The 16,210-nt window shown below is 55.6% G+C and carries 15 protein-coding genes; 10 read left to right on the forward strand and 5 right to left on the reverse strand.

The window, feature by feature from the left end; translation table 11 throughout:
* Positions 1–148 precede the first annotated feature (148 nt).
* The 3 genes from BN4575_RS18965 to BN4575_RS18975 all read left to right on the forward strand — a co-directional run bounded on the left by BN4575_RS18965 (position 149) and on the right by BN4575_RS18975 (position 3,448).
* Entirely contained in the window at positions 149–2,029 is a 1,881-nt protein-coding gene (locus tag BN4575_RS18965) for a type I secretion C-terminal target domain-containing protein (protein ID WP_141689873.1), read from the forward strand.
* Between the two features lie 86 nt (positions 2,030–2,115).
* A complete protein-coding gene (locus BN4575_RS18970) occupies positions 2,116–2,676 on the forward strand; it encodes a hypothetical protein (RefSeq protein ID WP_068979353.1) in 561 nt (186 codons plus the stop codon).
* Between the two features lie 55 nt (positions 2,677–2,731).
* Positions 2,732–3,448, forward strand: a complete 717-nt coding sequence (locus BN4575_RS18975) for an SIMPL domain-containing protein (RefSeq protein ID WP_068979354.1) — start codon at positions 2,732–2,734, stop codon at positions 3,446–3,448.
* Positions 3,449–3,584: 136 nt separating this feature from the next.
* Here the strand turns inward: BN4575_RS18975 and ahpF are convergent, their stop codons facing one another.
* The 3 genes from ahpF to BN4575_RS18990 form a co-directional block, all read right to left on the reverse strand.
* Positions 3,585–5,165 (reverse strand): alkyl hydroperoxide reductase subunit F, encoded by a 1,581-nt coding sequence (ahpF, locus tag BN4575_RS18980; RefSeq protein WP_068979355.1) that lies wholly within the window; start codon positions 5,163–5,165, stop codon positions 3,585–3,587.
* A gap of 154 nt (positions 5,166–5,319) precedes the next feature.
* Positions 5,320–5,886, reverse strand: coding sequence for an alkyl hydroperoxide reductase subunit C (ahpC, locus tag BN4575_RS18985; protein WP_042018986.1), 567 nt, complete (start codon positions 5,884–5,886; stop codon positions 5,320–5,322).
* Between the two features lie 669 nt (positions 5,887–6,555).
* Positions 6,556–7,002, reverse strand: a complete 447-nt coding sequence (locus tag BN4575_RS18990; protein WP_068979356.1) for a CBS domain-containing protein — start codon at positions 7,000–7,002, stop codon at positions 6,556–6,558.
* Positions 7,003–7,214: 212 nt separating this feature from the next.
* Between BN4575_RS18990 and queA the strand changes: the two genes are divergently transcribed.
* From queA to nlpI, 7 genes are all read left to right on the forward strand, one after another.
* Positions 7,215–8,282: a tRNA preQ1(34) S-adenosylmethionine ribosyltransferase-isomerase QueA gene (queA, locus tag BN4575_RS18995; RefSeq protein WP_068979357.1), complete on the forward strand. Its 1,068-nt coding sequence runs from the start codon at positions 7,215–7,217 to the stop codon at positions 8,280–8,282.
* Between the two features lie 70 nt (positions 8,283–8,352).
* Complete coding sequence (tgt, locus tag BN4575_RS19000; protein WP_042018992.1) at positions 8,353–9,489, forward strand: tRNA guanosine(34) transglycosylase Tgt; 1,137 nt, start codon at positions 8,353–8,355, stop codon at positions 9,487–9,489.
* 55 nt (positions 9,490–9,544) lie between these two features.
* Entirely contained in the window at positions 9,545–9,880 is a 336-nt protein-coding gene (gene yajC / locus BN4575_RS19005) for a preprotein translocase subunit YajC (protein WP_042018994.1), read from the forward strand.
* An 18-nt stretch (positions 9,881–9,898) separates the two neighbouring features.
* Positions 9,899–11,752 carry a protein translocase subunit SecD gene (gene secD, locus BN4575_RS19010; RefSeq protein ID WP_068979358.1) on the forward strand — a complete coding sequence of 618 codons (1,854 nt, stop codon included), beginning with the start codon at positions 9,899–9,901 and terminating at the stop codon, positions 11,750–11,752.
* A 10-nt stretch (positions 11,753–11,762) separates the two neighbouring features.
* Positions 11,763–12,710, forward strand: coding sequence for a protein translocase subunit SecF (gene secF / locus BN4575_RS19015; RefSeq protein WP_042018996.1), 948 nt, complete (start codon positions 11,763–11,765; stop codon positions 12,708–12,710).
* An 84-nt stretch (positions 12,711–12,794) separates the two neighbouring features.
* Positions 12,795–13,163, forward strand: a complete 369-nt coding sequence (locus BN4575_RS19020) for a rhodanese-like domain-containing protein (protein WP_068979359.1) — start codon at positions 12,795–12,797, stop codon at positions 13,161–13,163.
* A 90-nt stretch (positions 13,164–13,253) separates the two neighbouring features.
* Complete coding sequence (gene nlpI / locus BN4575_RS19025; RefSeq protein ID WP_305088051.1) at positions 13,254–14,198, forward strand: lipoprotein NlpI; 945 nt, start codon at positions 13,254–13,256, stop codon at positions 14,196–14,198.
* 62 nt (positions 14,199–14,260) lie between these two features.
* Here nlpI and BN4575_RS19030 read toward each other — a convergent pair whose 3' ends face one another.
* Together BN4575_RS19030 and BN4575_RS19035 are read right to left on the reverse strand one after the other, a co-directional pair.
* Positions 14,261–15,133 carry a U32 family peptidase gene (locus BN4575_RS19030; protein WP_068979361.1) on the reverse strand — a complete coding sequence of 291 codons (873 nt, stop codon included), beginning with the start codon at positions 15,131–15,133 and terminating at the stop codon, positions 14,261–14,263.
* A gap of 12 nt (positions 15,134–15,145) precedes the next feature.
* The gene (locus BN4575_RS19035; protein WP_068979362.1) at positions 15,146–16,141 is read right to left on the reverse strand and encodes a ubiquinone anaerobic biosynthesis protein UbiU; all 996 of its coding nucleotides are present in this window, start codon (positions 16,139–16,141) and stop codon (positions 15,146–15,148) included.
* Positions 16,142–16,210 lie beyond the last annotated feature (69 nt).

The following is a 16,210-nucleotide window of genomic DNA, read 5'->3' on the forward strand; positions in this document are numbered from 1 at the left end:
GTTAGTTAAGATCTCGACTATTTACAGCTTGGCAACGCAAGGTACAATTAAAATCGTACTTGGCGCCGCTCAACTGATCGATACTTGATCAACTAGCGCAAAGAATGATCATGCGTCGGCCCTGGGCGGTGGGGTAACCGGCAATGTATTGGTTAACGATAACTCCGGTGCTGATGGAGTAGGATTTATAGCATCAGTCTCTGTTGGTGCTCAAACCTATACCCTAAATGCTAATGGTACTGGCATCGACATCTTGGGCGCGGGGGGGGTAACTCATAGTTTCGACGCGGTGACCAAAGTATTGAGCCTCAATACTGAGCTCGGAGTTCTCAAGTTCGACCTGCAAGGTACCAACGTGGGGGAATATAGCTTTGTTGCCAAGGCCAATTTATCACCAGCGATCTTTGGTGATGATGGTGCAGTGAAGCAGCTGTTTACCTACACCTTGGTTGATGGGGATGGTGATAAGGTGCCTGCAAACTTGGAGATTTGCATCCGAAGCAACCAGTCTGTTCTGGTTGTTGGTAACAATGCCAGTGATATGGATTCATCACATGTTGCGCACCAAATAGCTAGTCCATTCGATAGGGTCCCTGGCGGGGTTATCCAGGGGGTTATGGGCAGTGATGTGTTGATTGGGGATGTTGGTGGCTCCAACCAATTACCAGGTCAGAAAGCTAACATTGTCTATGTGCTAGATAATTCTGGCAGCATGGATAGCAGAATTAATTTCATTAATGCTCAAGGTGTTACCAGTGAGATCACTCGTCTTGCGGCATTGAAGCAATCTGTTATTGCGTCTCTCAATAATCTGTACGGCTCAGATGCCAGCGATATCAAGGTTCATTTGGTTAAGTTCGGGACAATTGCACCTGCTGGCAGTACGTTCACGCTGACTGCTAAGGGTGTTGATAATCTCGAACAGTTGAACGCTGCTATCGCATTTATTAATGCAATGACGTCAAATGGCAGTGCAACCAGTGGCGAATATACTAACTATGAGGCTGGTTTGGCCCAAGCGAATAGCTGGATTGAGTCATCCTCCCCTATTTTGGCCGCAGATGTTAATAAGGTGATTTTTGTATCTGATGGTGTGCCAAATCGAGCACTAAATAATTTTGGCTCTGTCGTAACAGTCGACCCTACCGAGGCTATGCAACATGTCCTTGGCACAGGTAGTAATGATAATGTCAGTGAGGTCGGGCTCATCGAAACGGCTGATTCAGGTACGGCACAGGCTTTTACCATTGAGTCGGTTGGCATCAATGTGTCCAATAGTGCTCTAGCACTGTTAACCGATGTCGAAGGGATGGGGGGGAGTGCTAATAACGTCACTACCGCCAATCAGCTGACGGATATTATCGGTAATATTACCGGGGGGTTAATCAATGTCGCAGTAGTCGGCAGTGATGTGCTGCGGGGAGGTGATGGGAACGATATCCTCTTTGGCGACAGTATTTATGCTGACAGTATCGACGGTGGTTGGGCGGCCTTTGCCGCAGCACATCCTGGAGCAACCAGTAGTGAACTGAGAGCGTTGATTGCCGCAGGTCATGTCTCTTTTGGTCAGGGCGGTTCGGTTGGTGGCAATGACATTCTGGATGGCGGTACCGGCGATGACACTCTGTACGGACAGAAAGGTGACGATCTGCTGATTGGCGGTATCGGTAACGATATGCTGACAGGGGGAAGCGGTAAGGACACCTTCAAGTGGAGCGCCGCAGATGCGGGTGGTACCGATGTGATCAAGGACTTCACCACCGGAACTGGCGGGGATGTGCTGGATATCAGTGAGTTGCTCACAGGTGAACATGCCGACAAAACATCGCTTGATGCCTATCTCACTTTCACCAGTGGTCCGGGTACAGGTAAATCTACTCTCACCATCGATCTGGATGGCTCGGGAAGTGGTAGCACGACCCATGTTATCCAGTTTGACAGCATCGATCTGACACTAGGAGGTTCACGTAGCGACCAAACCATCATTGAAGATCTGTTGAATCAGGGAAATCTGAAGGTTGATCCGTAACCTTGTCTCGGGGCCGGGCTTGCCTGGCCCCTGTTTTTTCCCCTAGGGGATGGATAAGATACAGGCAGTAGACAAGAGGGGTAATCATGCAGTCATTCAACTGGGTCGACATTGATGGCATCCGTTATAGCTGGGATGGGCAGGGGAACATTACCTGTGCCGGCCAGTTTGGCTATCAGGCCTCGATCGCGGGTGATCGGCTGGATGGGATGGAGATAGAGAATGAGGCTGGTGATGTAGCGGGGTCGCTCTATGTTGACTTTGCAGCGGCCTCTATCACCTATGTGCCGGTCATGGATACCGAGTCTGCCCATAACATGATTCTGGTTGGCCATGATCAGGGTCAGCAGGAGTATCCGCTGGCCAGTTTTCACTCCCCGTTGTTGCAAGATTTGCTGGGGCCGTCTGATACCATCGCCTGGTCTGCGATGGAGGAGGAGAGTGCTGGCACCGATATTGGACAGGCGGTGCAAGGACACGTTCTGTCGTGGGACTCATTCCATTTCGATGATGAGGTGCTGGTCTGTGGCGCGGCACCGGCGCTGGATATGGCAAACCAGAGCCAGGAGCCCGGCAGCATGGTCACCATCAGCCTCGATCTGACCAATCAGATACTGGATCAGATCCCCCCCTTGCACGATATATGAATCCCGTAGCTGCACTGGCATAATCACCTCAATCTTTCCGATTGAGGTTTTTTCTATGTGGCGTCCCCTTCTTACTCTTTCCGCTCTGGTTGTCAGTGCTCCGCTGCTGGCGATTGAAGTGCCGCAAGCGCCCCATCTGGTGGTGAGCGGTTATGCCGAGCAGAAGACCGAACCCGATATGCTTACCCTCAATGTCGCGGTGAGTGCACTGGATAAGCAGGGCCTCAAGGCCAAGCAGCAGGTCGATACCAAGGTCGCTGCCTTTTTCAGCCAACTGGAAGGGCTGGGGATCACGCGCAGCGATGTTGAGGCTGGCAACCTGATGGTCTCTCCGGAATATCAGTATGGCGAGAATAAGAAGCCGGTATTGCTGGGATACCGTGCCCAGCGGCAATTGGCGGTCAAACTCTATCAACTGGATAAATTGAGCCCCTTGATGGATACGGCCCTCAAAGCCGGGCTGGAGTCCGTATCCCAGATTGAATATGGCTTGAAATCGCCTCAAGTCATCAAGGAGCAGGCGCGGTTGAGTGCAGTGAACGATGCCAAAACCAAGGCGGAGTCATTGGCCAAGGCATTCGATATGAAGTTGGGCAAGCTATACAGCGTGGAGTATCGCAACTCCTCGCCCATCACCGCTTACAGCCGCAACTTGAAGGTGGTGCAAGCCATGGCGATGGCAGCCCCGGCGCCGGATATGGCGGATAACAGCTATCAGCAACAGCAGATCACGGTAAGCGATAATATCGAGGCCGTTTTCTTGCTGGAGTGATGCCAGTCGTTTAAGCCCTGTCATGAACAACCCCGCCATTTGCTGCGGGGTTTTTATGTCGTGTCGATGCAGATGTAAAAAAGCCGACGCTCGTGTTTACTTCATCGGGCGTCGGCTTTTTGTTAAGCGGGGTTTATCAGGCGGTCACTGCGTCAGCCTTGGTCACTTCCGGTGCCGGGTTGCGGATCAGGTAATCAAACGCCCCCAGTGCGGCGGTGGCACCGGCACCCATGGAGATAATGATCTGCTTGAACGGTACCGTGGTGGCATCCCCTGCGGCGTAGACACCTGGCAGGGAGGTCGCGCCCTTGGCATCGATCTCAATTTCGCCAAAGCGGGTCAGGGCAATCTCGCCCCCTTTCAGGAACTCGGTGTTCGGCACCAGTCCAATCTGGACGAAGATGCCTGCCACTGTCAGGTGCTTGATCTCGCCGGTGGTGCGGTCTTCGTAATCCATACCGACCACCTTGCTGCCATCACCGATCACTTCGGTAGTGCGAGCGCTCATGATGATGTCGATATTGCCCATGGAGCGGGCCTTCTTCTGCAGTACCTCGTCGGCACGAAGGGTATCGGCAAACTCCACTACGGTGACGTGCTCAACGATGCCTGCCAGATCGATGGCAGCCTCGATGCCGGAGTTACCACCCCCAATCACCGCTACTCGCTTGCCCTTGAAGAAGGGGCCATCGCAGTGCGGGCAATAGGCCACGCCCTTGGTGCGGTACTCGACTTCGCCCGGTACGTTCAGATCGCGCCAGCGGGCCCCGGTCGCCAGGATCACAGCACGGCTCTTCAAGGTGGCACCGGAGGCGAGATCCACGTTCACATACCCATCTTTGCTGATGGCGGCGGCCCGCTGCTCGGTGATCACTTCCACACCGTACTGCTTGACGTGCTGCTCCAGGCTGGCGGCCAGCTTGGGGCCTTCGGTGTAGGTCACGGAGATAAAGTTCTCGATGCCGACGGTGTCCATCACCTGACCACCGAAACGCTCGGCGACGATGGCGGTGCGAATGCCTTTACGAGCGGCATAGATGGCAGCCGCTGCGCCAGCCGGGCCACCGCCCACCACCAACACGTCGTAGGGCGCTTTTTCATTGAGTTCAGCCGCTTTGCGCTCACTGGCACCGGTATCGAGCTTGGCAACGATCTCTTCCAGCGAGATACGGCCCTGGCTGAATGGTTGGCCGTTCAGGTAGACGTTCGGTACAGCCATGATCTGGCGCTCGGCGACTTCTTCCTGGAACAGGGCGCCATCGATCATGGTGTGAGTGATGCCGGGGTTCAGGGTCGCCATCAGGTTCAGCGCCTGCACCACATCCGGGCAGTTGTGGCAGGAGAGGGAGATATAGGTCTCGAAATGGAACTCGCCCTTGAGATTGCGGATCTGCTCCTGCACGGCCGCATCGGCCTTGGAGGGGTGGCCGCCGCTTTGCAGCAGGGCGAGCACCAAAGAGGTAAATTCATGACCCATGGGAATGCCGGCAAAGTGAACGCGCGGGGCTTGGCCCTGTGCTGCGACACTCATGGAAGGCTTGCGCGCGGCAGTGCCATCGGTCATGGAAATTTTGGGTGACATCTCGCTGATCTCGCTGGCCAGTGCCAGCAGCTCTGCAGATTTGTCGCTGTCATTGCCGGACACGCTGATCTCGATGGGATTGACGATGTACTGCAGATAGGTGTTCAGCTGTTGTTTGAGGTTGGTATCCAACATCTTCGAATTCCTTCTTGTGATTGCGGGTCGGCGTGAAATTTGAGCCGGAAAGCTGACCGGCACATTTAACGCAGGCCGGAAAGCAGACCGCGCGTTTTCTGAGGGCCGGAAACAAAACCGGCCCTTGTGCGGGCCGGTCTTGGAAGCGGGAGGCTTAGATCTTGCCTACCAGGTCCAGGGACGGGGCCAGAGTGGCTTCGCCTTCTTTCCATTTAGCCGGGCACACTTCACCCGGGTGGGATGCCACGTACTGGGCAGCTTTGACTTTGCGCAGCAGTTCCAGTGCGTCACGGCCGATGCCGCCAGCGTTGATTTCAACGATCTGGATGATGCCCTGCGGGTCGATGACGAAGGTGCCGCGGTCAGCCAGACCGGCTTCTTCGATCATTACGCCGAAGTTGCGGGTGATGGTGCCAGTCGGGTCGCCAATCATCGGGTACTGCAGCTTGCTGATGGTGTCAGACGTGTCATGCCACGCTTTGTGAGTGAAGTGGGTGTCGGTAGAGACAGAGTAGATCTCGACGCCCATCTTTTGGAATTCAGCGTAGTTGTCAGCCAGATCGCCCAGTTCGGTCGGGCAAACGAAGGTGAAGTCAGCCGGGTAGAAGAACACCACGGACCACTTGCCTTTCAGGTCAGCGTCAGACACCTGAACGAATTTGCCATTGTGATAAGCGGTAGCGTTGAACGGCTTGATTTCAGTATTGATATAGGTAGACATCTATTAGCTCCTTGGTGATGTACATATGCCGGTCTGGTGTTGCAAAGGTTGGCCAGACGAGGCGTTTAACTTTCGATGGATTCATCATAGGGACTTTTGCTAATCGATAAAAGCCGCATTTTTGAATCGCTTAAATCTATTTATTAGATAACTCACTATGGCTGTACCTAACATGAATATCTCTGGCGTACAGAGATAACTCCTTGTCGCGGTTCAATATCTGTGCGGTACATCGCCTTTTCAAGGCAGGGCAAGCCGAGCGCAGCCGCGATGAGATGAACGGTGGAGCAGGAGGTTGAGGCAACTGGTCGCGGCGATGGGGGATGTGCTGGCAATCGAGGGAGGCAGAAAAGCGCGGATAAAAAAATCCCGGCGCTATCGCAACGATAGGGCCGGGTCATCAAACAAGGAATGGCGATATAAACAAATGCTTTACAGCAAAGACTAACTACGGGGTGTGCAAACTTGCAGACATATGAAAGGAAGAGTGTGGGTGCACAATCCCTCGTCTCCCTCTCGGCAACTATTGCATGAGCTGATAATAGTGTGACGAAGATCACAAAGCAACCATGTGGTGTAATTTTTCAATCAAAATGAAAAACTTTCAGCATTTTTGCCGATTAGGTATGCTGAAAACGCTTTTATTGTAATTTTATTACATTTATTCCGTCAGAAATCGGTGGGTGGCTCCTGCTCTTCCATCAACTCCAGCAGGTTGATGGCAACCGCAATGAAATCAGACTCGGTGACGATACCGATCAGCTTGCGTCCTTTTAGTACCGGCAGGCAGCCATATTTGTGGCGCTGCAGGTAGAGTGCCGCCTCTTTGATGCCGGCGTGGGGGTCCACGCTTGCCACTTGCCGTGTCATGATCTCGTCGAGTTGCACGCTGTCGGTAAACTCGGCTTCCCGCTCCGGGCTGATGAGCAGCAGTTTGGATTCCCGGGTAGCCAGGATATCGGTGAGGGTCACCAACCCCAGCAGGTGGTGCTGCTCGTCAACGATGGGAATGTGGCGGATCCGCTCCTGCTGCATCAGCTCCATCGCCTGTTTGACACTGTTTTCCGGACCCAGGGTGAAGGGATGTTCGGTCATGATTTCGGATAAGGTCATCATGGTGAGCCTCCTTGTGTATCTCTCTTCACCCTAGCCCACCCCTCTCTGGCAAAACATGATCAGGGTCAATACAGATCATTAAAGAATCATTAACCGGATGGGTGTATCAATATTGCTCGCTATCCCTTGTCTCTCTTGGGTTTTTGGTCTTTTGGGTTGCCTTGGAAGATGGGGATAACTAGACTAGCCGCCGATTCCCTTCGAGGTGAAAGATGCAAGTATCCGATTTTCATTTTGATCTGCCCAACGAGCTGATTGCCCGCTATCCGATGGCAGAGCGCACCGCCAGCCGCTTGTTGCAGCTCGATGGTCAAACCGGCGCCCTGCGCCATGGTCAATTTGTCGATGTGCTGGATCAGCTCAATCCGGGCGACCTGTTGGTATTTAACAATACCCGTGTCATTCCGGCGCGCATGTTTGGCCAGAAGGCCAGCGGCGGCAAGCTGGAGGTGCTGGTAGAGCGCATTCTGGACGAGCACAGCGTGCTGGCCCATGTCCGTGCCTCCAAGGCGCCTAAACCGGGCACCCGTTTGATCATGGATGCAGGTCAGGACGGCAAGAGTGTCGAGGCCGAGATGCGTGCCCGTCACGATGCGCTGTTCGAGATCCATTTCCTCGACCCGCGCCCGGTGCTGGAGATCCTGGAAGCGATCGGTCACATGCCGCTGCCGCCTTATATCGACCGTCCCGACGAGGATGCCGACAAGGAGCGCTATCAGACGGTGTATAACCAAAAGCCGGGTGCGGTGGCAGCCCCGACCGCCGGTCTGCACTTTGATGAGGCGCTACTTGAGAAAATTCGTGCCAAAGGGGTTGAAACGGCTTTCGTGACCCTGCATGTAGGGGCGGGGACCTTTCAGCCGGTGCGAGTGGACAAGATTGAAGATCACCACATGCATTCGGAATATGCCGAAGTGCCGCAAGAGGTGGTGGATGCCATCGCGGCGACCCGTGCCCGCGGTGGCAGGGTCATCGCGGTGGGCACCACCTCGGTACGTTCGCTGGAGAGCGCCGCCAAGGTCACCCTGGCTCAGGGAAAACCTCTGGCGCCCTTTTTCAGCGACACCGACATCTTCATCTTCCCGGGTTACCAGTTCCAGATTGTCGATGCCATTGTCACCAACTTCCATCTGCCGGAGTCGACCCTGATCATGCTGGTCAGCGCCTTTGCCGGCTATGACAACGTGATGGCGGCCTATCAGGCTGCGGTGGCCGGACAGTACCGTTTCTTCAGCTACGGGGACGCCATGTTTGTCACCCGTCGCCGGGGCGAGGCGTAAGTTTCGCCTTTATATCGGGCCGGATGGCCCTCCATTGTCAGACTGTTTCTCTGACTGAATCGAGGTAGTAATGAAATTTGAACTGAAAACCACCGACGGCCGTGCCCGTCGCGGTCAACTGGTGTTCGAACGTGGCACTGTCCAGACCCCGGCCTTTATGCCGGTCGGTACTTACGGCACTGTCAAGGGGATGACCCCTGAAGAAGTGCGTGAAACCGGCGCCGAGATCCTGCTGGGCAACACCTTCCACCTCTGGCTGCGTCCGGGTCAGGAAGTGATGCGCGCCCACGGCGATCTGCACGATTTCATGAACTGGCAGGGCCCGATCCTGACCGATTCCGGTGGTTTCCAGGTGTTCAGCCTGGGCGACATTCGCAAGATCACCGAAGCGGGCGTCCACTTCCGTCACCCGATCAATGGTGAGAAGATCTTCCTCGACCCCGAGAAGTCCATGGAGATCCAGTACGATCTGGGCTCCGACATCGTGATGATCTTCGACGAGTGCACCCCCTATCCGGTCAGCTACGAAGATGCCCGCAAGTCCATGGAGATGTCCCTGCGTTGGGGCAAGCGCTCCCGTGACAAGTTTGATGCGCTGGGCAACAAGAATGCCCTGTTTGGTATCATCCAGGGCTCGGTCTATGAAGAGCTGCGGGATGTCTCCCTCAATGGCCTGCTGGAGATCGGTTTCGACGGCTATGCGGTCGGCGGCCTGGCAGTGGGTGAGCCCAAAGAGGATATGCATCGCATCCTCGAGCACGTTTGCCCGAAAATTCCGGCCGACAAACCCCGTTACCTGATGGGGGTTGGCAAGCCGGAAGATCTGGTGGAAGGGGTGCGCCGTGGGGTCGATATGTTCGACTGCGTGATGCCGACTCGCAATGCCCGTAACGGTCATCTTTTCACCACCGATGGGGTGGTCAAGATCCGTAACGCCAAGTATCGCACCGACACCAGCACCCTGGATGCGGATTGCGATTGCTACACCTGCAAAAATTACACTCGTAGCTACCTGTATCATCTGGACAAGTGCAACGAGATCCTGGGTGCCCGTCTGAACACCATTCACAACCTGCGTTATTACCAGCGAGTGATGCAAGGTTTGCGGGACGCGATCGAGCAGGGTAAATTAGACGACTTTGTAACTGAGTTTTACCGTCGGCAAGGGAAGCCTGTGCCTCCGTTAGCTGAAAATGACGTGAAATAACAACAGCGTATCAGCTCGTTATCTTTGTATATCTACATCAACAAGAGGTTGTTAAATGAGCATTATCTCCAAGGCATATGCAGAAGGCGCAGTTCCGGGTGCACAGGGTGGTGGTATGGAAATGATCATCATGCTGGCCGTATTTGGCCTGATCTTCTACTTCATGATCTATCGTCCCCAGGCCAAGCGTGCCAAAGATCACCGCAATCTGATGAGCTCCTTGTCCAAGGGTGATGAAGTGCTCACCTCCGGTGGCCTGGTTGGCAAGATTGCCAAAGTGGCTGCAGATAGCGATTACCTGGTGATCGCCCTGAACGACCAGACTCAAGTCACCATCAAAAAGGACTTCGTCTCTGCCGTTCTGCCCAAGGGTTCTATCCAGTCCCTTTAATCTCCCAAGGAGCACAGCGTGTTGAATCGCTATCCGCTGTGGAAATACCTGATGGTGGTCCTGGTGATCGCCATCGGTTTTCTATATGCAGCCCCCAATCTTTACGGCGAAGACCCGGCCTTGCAGGTATCTGCCAGCCGTGGTGCCGAAGTCAAGCTAGATACCCTTGACCTGGTGAAAGAGACGCTTGAAGCGGCCAAGATCCCGGTTAAACATGCTGCATTTGAGCACGGCTTCATCCTGATCCGTTTCAAAAATACTGAAGACCAGCTCAAGGGCCGCGACGTTGTTGCCAACAAACTGGGCGATAACTTCATCACTGCACTCAACCTGGCTCCTTCTACCCCCGCCTGGCTCGAAGCCATCGGTGCTGCGCCGCTCAAGCTCGGCCTGGACCTGCGCGGTGGTGTGCACTTCCTGATGGAAGTGGACATGGCTGAAGCGCTGACCAAGCAGCAAGAGCAGATGGTGCAGGATTTTCGCACCGAACTGCGCACCCAGAAGATCCGTTACTCAGGCGTTCGCCGTACCGGTGATCAGGTGCAGGTGCTGTTTCGCGATGAGGCGGATCAAGAACGTGCCGCTTCCCATCTGCGTCGTCAGAACCCTGATTTGACCTTTACCACCGAGCAGAAAGGGGATGAGTTCATCCTCAAGGCTGCATTGAGTGAAGCGAAGATCAAGGAAGTGAAAAAGTATGCCCTCGAGCAGAACATCACCATCATCCGGAACCGGGTCAATGAGCTGGGTGTAGCCGAGCCGTTGGTGCAACAACAAGGCGCCGAGCGTATTGTTGTTGAACTGCCAGGTATTCAGGATACCGCCCGTGCCAAGGAGATCCTGGGTGCAACCGCGACCCTGGAATTCCATATGGTCGATGAGACTGCCGACATCCAGGCTGCTGCCGATGGTCGTGTCCCGCCAAGCTCCAAGGTCTATAACGATCGCAACGGTCGTCCTGTGGTGCTGCAAAAGCGGGTGATCCTGACCGGTGACCATATCGTCGGTGCCCAGTCCGGTTTTGACGAGTACAGCCGTCCCCAGGTCAACATCAAGCTTGATGGCCAGGGTGGCAACAAGATGGCCAACTTTACCAAGGACAACGTTGGTAAAGGGATGGCGACCGTGTTCATCGAGTACAAGCCGGTGGGTCAGCCGGGTCCGGATGGCAAGCGCAAGTTCCGCAAGCAGGAGGAGGTGATCAACGTCGCCACCATCCAGTCGCGTCTTGGTAGCCAGTTCCGTATCACAGGTATCGATAACGCCAACGAAGCTCACAACCTGGCGCTGCTGCTGCGTGCCGGTGCCCTGATCGCCCCGATCCAGATCGTGGAAGAGCGCACCATTGGCCCGAGCCTGGGTCAACAGAACATCGACAGCGGTATGGAAGCCATCGGCTGGGCCATGCTGGTGATCGTGCTGTTCATGGGGATCTACTACCGTGCCTTTGGTTGGGTAGCCAACCTGGCGCTCTGTATGAACCTGGTGTTGATTGTCGGCATCATGTCGATGATCCCGGGTGCCACCATGACGCTACCGGGTATTGCCGGTATTGTGTTGACGCTCGGTATGGCGGTGGATGCCAACGTGCTGATCTACGAGCGTATTCGTGAAGAGATCCGCAACGGTCGTGGTGTTCAGCAAGCGATCCATCTGGGCTTTGATCGGGCATTCGCCACCATCGCCGACTCGAACGTTACCTCGCTGATTACTTGCGTGATCCTGTTCGGTATCGGTACTGGCGCCATCAAGGGCTTTGCCCTGACGCTGGGCATTGGTCTGACCGCTTCCATGTTTACTGCCATCACAGTTTCCCGTGCCATTATCAACCTGGCTTGGGGTGGACGGCGCATCGACAAGCTGCCCATCTGAGGATAGAGAAATGTTTCAGATTCTACATTTTGAAAAACCGATCCCGTTTATGCGCTATGCCAAGCCGGGTGTGGTTTTCTCTTCCGTGCTGATGGTGATTGCCCTGTTCTTCCTGTTTGATCGGGGTTTGAACTGGGGTCTGGACTTTACCGGTGGTACTACCATCGAGGTGGGGTTCCAGCAGTCGGTGAGCCTGGACAAGGTCCACGACGCACTGGAAGAGCAGAAGATTGAAGGGGCAACCCTGCAACACTTTGGCTCCAGCCGTGACGTGCTGTTCCGCCTGACCCCGAAAGAGGGGGTTAAGGTAGAACAACAGGGTAACGAAGTGCTGGCGGCAGCCAAGTTGCTCGACGAGGGCGCAGTGCTGAAACGGGTTGAGTTTGTCGGCCCTTCTGTGGGTGATGAACTGGCAACAGACGGTGCGCTGGCGATGCTAGCCTCCATCCTTTGCATCATGGCTTATGTGGCGGTGCGTTTCGAATGGCGTCTGGCGTTGGGGGGCATTCTCTCTCTGGTGCACGACGTGGTGATCACCCTGGGCGTGTTCGCTTACTTCCAGTACGAGTTCGACCTGACCGTACTGGCGGCGCTGATGACCCTGGTGGGTTACTCCCTGAACGATACCATAGTGGTGTTCGACCGCTTGCGGGAGAACTTCCGCAAGGTGCGTAAAGGGGATACCGAGTACATTCTGGATCTCTCCATGACCGAGACCCTGAGTCGTACCATCATCACTTCTGGCCTCACCTTTGTGGTGGTGCTGGCGCTGCTGCTCAAGGGCGGTGCGCTGATCCACGGTTTTGCCGTGGCCATGGTGATCGGTGTGGCGTTCGGTACCTACTCCTCCATCTATGTGGCGAGTGCATTTGCCATGTTCCTCGGCGTCAAGCGCGAGCACATGCTGCCAACCCAGGTAGAGAAAGAGGGTGCGGAACAACAGGAAATCCTGCCGTAACAGTGAAGGGCGCCGTAAGGCGCTCTTTTCTTATCTCCGTAGGCCGCTTGCGGATGCAGAGGTTTCAAGCAACAGGAGTTTATGATGCAACACAATCCTCGTTTTTTGGCGCTGGTTGACGGGATCCGCTCCCGCGTTACCGAGACTGACGTTCACCAGATCAAGCGCTGGCAGGATGAAGGGCGCGCTTTTCATCTGATCGATGTGAGAGAAGAGAGCGAGTGGGGCAAGGGGCATTTGCCAAACGCCCTCTACCTCGGGCGTGGGGTGATTGAGCGGGATATCGAGACCCGTTTCCCTGATCCCGAGACCGAACTCTACCTCTATTGTGGTGGTGGTTTTCGCTCCATTCTGGCGGCGGATCATCTGCAACAGATGGGTTATCGCCGGGTAGTCAGCGTAGATGGCGGTTTTCGGGGGTGGTTGGAAGCCGGATACCCTGTCGAATCCTGATTTATTTGAGGCAGAGGGACACAGCTACATGACAAAGTGGCAGTTGACCTTTACCATATGCGGGGTCAAGCGTAAGCGTCGGAGTGTTCATTGAACGTCAGGAAAGGGATTGGATACCTCCTTGGTATCCTGTTGTTGCTCCCCATGTGGGGTTGCAGCAGTAGCAGTCAAGTTAACACCCCCAAGGTTCCCAAGCAGCAGCCTGCTTCACTGGTTTTGGCGACCCCCCTGCAGGTCTCCTACCAAAGTGAGTTGGCGCTGGCGCGACTCGGGCAGATGCTCGGTGAAATGGAATTGACCACCGAGCAACGGGCTGAGCTGTTCTATGAACGGGCTGTGGTATTTGACCGGGTTGGCCTTCGTTCCCTCGCGCGGCTCGACTTTAACCGAGCCCTGCGTGAAAAACCGGATTTTGCCGAAGCCTATAACTTCATCGGCGTTTATCTGGTACAGCAGCAAAATTATGACGAAGCCTATGAGGCGTTCGACTCTGCCCTCGAGCTGGCACCTGATTATGACTATGCCTATCTCAATCGTGGTATAGCGCTCTATTATGGTAACCGTCCCGAGCTTGCCAGCTCGGACATGAAGCGCTTCTATGAAGCGCAGCCAGAAGACCCCTATCGGGTGATTTGGCTCTATCTGGCCGAGCAAAAACTCGACGCCCCTGCGGCCATGAGCCGGATGCGCGAACGGCTTAACAAATACGATGACGATGCCTGGAACTGGGATCTGGTTCGCCTCTATATCGGCGAGATCAATGCCTCCCAGTTGATGGGAAATGTAGTGAAAGGGGTTAAGGATAACCGGGAGCTCGCCGAGCGCTTGTGTGAAACCTACTTCTATCTGGGCAAGTTCGAGTTGGCCAGAGGCAACCGCAAGGAAGCCATCAGCTACTTCAAGTTGGCGCTTTCCAACAACGTCTATGACTTTATCGAGCACCGCTATGCGTTGCTGGAGCTGGAGCTGATGGCGCGTAAACCCTTGCCACCGGGTGCTCAGAGTGCCCGCAGCAAGAGCGATAAGCCCTCCTGATCCACACGACAGCTGTAAAAAAGGCCTCGCGATGAGGCCTTTTTGTTGGGCGAATGGCGGGCTTATTCCACCAGGCTCATGCCGGGGATCTGGCGCCAGTAGCCGTTGCAATCGCGATCCTGCTGCAGAACGAGGGGATGATTGCCCTGCTGGTTAGCCTTGAAGCGGGCCAGCATCTCCAGCGTCTCCATCCCTTGCGGCGAGAGCCTGACTACATCCACCAGGTCTTCCATGCCTGCCAGCTCGTTCCCGAGGTTATAGCAGTAACCAGACTGGGTCTGGATCCCGTTGAGGTTGAACACTCGCTGCCCTTCGCGGCTGTTGGCCAGTCGTCCGGTCGGATAGTGGATGCAGGCGAGTTCACAGTTATCTTTTGGCTTGTCGAGGGAGCGGGCGGTGAAGCAGCGCGCCGAGTAGGCGAGCGGCAAATGGCCGTAGGCAAACACCTCCACCTCGAACCGGTCGCGCAGTGGGCCCAGATCCTGATTGAGCTGGATCAGCCAGTCTCGGGAGAGCTCCACCGGCATGACCCAGCGTTTCATCCCCTTTTTGAGTAGCATCCGCAGCACATCGGCGTTGTAGGCGTTGATGGCCGGGCCGCAGACAAAGGGGATCCCCGCCTCCCAGGCGAGTTGCACCGTACCGAGATCGTTGGCTTCGACCATCAGATCGCCGTTATCGATCAGTCGTTTCACCTCTTTAAGCTCGGAGGGGGCAGAGATGAGGGCGAGGGTAGAGAGCACCACCTGCTTGCCGGAGCTGGCCACCTGACGAGCCAGCGCAATCCAGTCATCGACTTTGAGTTCGCGTCGCTTGCTGCAGACGGTCTCCCCCAGATAGATGATGTCGGCCTGGCTGTTGGCCGCGGCATGGTAAAAAGCGTCGGTATCCGCTTTGGGCCAGTAAAAGAGCACAGGCCCGAGAGAAAATTGCATGCTGTGGGCTCCTTATTGCCACTGACGATGATAGGCGCCGAGGGTGGTCTGGCTACCTTCGGAGACGCGGGCGAGCTGGGCATCCCACTCAGGCTTGACCTGATAGGCCTCGGGATTGGCCTGATAGGCATCGATGGCCGCTCGCCAGACCCGGGTTACTTGCTCCACATAGGCGGGGCTGCGCTGACGTCCTTCGATCTTGACCGACTGGACCCCGGTCTGGAACAGCTCCGGCAACAGGCCAAGGGTATTGAGGCTGGTCGGCTCTTCCAGTGCGTGGTAGGTCTGGCCATCCACCTCGAAGCGTCCCTTGCACAGGGTCGGATAGCCGGCGTTTTCACCGGGGCCATAGCGGTCGATCAGCACTTCGTTGAGTCGTGACTCGAGGCCGCTCGGGGTCTCTTCCCAGCGTACGAACTTGGCCGGTGAGCAGGCGCCGACGGTGTTGGGGCTCTCGCCAGTCATGTAGGAGGAGAGATAGCAGCGCCCCTCGGCCATGATGCAGAGGCTGCCAAAGGCAAAGACCTCCAGGCCCACATCGGTTTCGCGGGCCAGCTGTTTGACCTGATGCATGGAGAGCACCCGCGGCAGCACCACCCGTGTGACATTGAATTGCTGCTGATAGAAGCGAATGGCGGCGGCATTGGTGGCACTGGCTTGTACCGAGACATGGAGCTCCATCTCCGGATAGTGGCTGCTGGCATATTCCAGCACCGCCAGATCGGCGATGATCAGCGCATCGGCGCCGAGGGCCACCCCGCGATCAACAGCCTGTTTCCATCTGGTATCGGCCCCCGGGTGGGCGAAGGTATTAATGGCAATATGCAGTTTGCGACCATGTTGATGCACATAATCCACCGCCTTTTCCAGTTTGCTGTCGGTAAAGTTGAGACCGGCAAAGTGGCGGGCATTGGTGTCATCCTTGAAGCCGATGTAAACCGCATCGGCCCCGTTATCCACGGCGGTTTTCAGTGCCGGCAAACTGCCTGCCGGACAGAGTAATTCCATTGGTACGCTCCGAGAGTGCATATGAAGGGCAAACGAGCCCTGATTGTATGCAGGCATGCACTCCCGCTT

Source organism: Aeromonas sp. EERV15, from assembly GCF_900079845.1.
GTDB lineage: Bacteria > Pseudomonadota > Gammaproteobacteria > Enterobacterales > Aeromonadaceae > Aeromonas > Aeromonas sobria.